This is a genomic window from Luteimonas lutimaris (genome assembly GCF_039537065.1).
Lineage (GTDB): Bacteria > Pseudomonadota > Gammaproteobacteria > Xanthomonadales > Xanthomonadaceae > Luteimonas > Luteimonas lutimaris.
Map to the genome: position 1 here is coordinate 1 of NZ_BAAAZU010000033.1, position 540 is coordinate 540.

Genomic DNA, 540 nt, shown 5'->3' on the forward strand with positions numbered 1-540 from the left:
ACCGCGCCGGGCTACCAGACCGCGATCGTGGTCGGCCCCGAAGGCCGGACCCGCGCCGAAGGCAGCCAGGAGCTGTACTGCGACCAGCTCGGCCGGGTACGGGTGAAGTTCCACTTCCAGCAGGCCCGCGCGCCGGATGATCGCGACAGCTGCTGGCTGCGCGTGGCGCAGCGCTATGCCGGCCCCGGCGTGGGCAGCCAGTTCCTGCCGCGGATCGGGCAGGAAGTGCTGGTGGGGTTCCTGGACGGGGACATCGACCGGCCGATGGTGCTGGGCACGCTCTACAACGGACAGGGCGAGGCGGGCATCGTCCCGACCCCCGGCGGCAAGACGGCAGAACAGGACACCAGCGCCTACGCCCAGGCTGGGGACCACGCCCCCAGCGCCCAGGGCAACCTGGCCGGCGGCCACGCGCCGCCGTGGCACGGCATGGGGGAAGGCGACGACGCGCACCGCAACGCCGCGGCGCTGTGGGGGGTGAAGTCGAAGGAGTGGGGCGGCGACGGCCACAGCCGCCTGGTGTTCGACGACAGCGACGGC

General features: G+C 73.5%; 1 protein-coding gene. It reads left to right on the forward strand.

All coding sequences use genetic code 11. The features are described 5' to 3' along the window. On the forward strand, window positions 1-540 hold a 540-nt coding region (locus ABD679_RS15280), incomplete at both ends, for a phage baseplate assembly protein V (protein WP_344760883.1).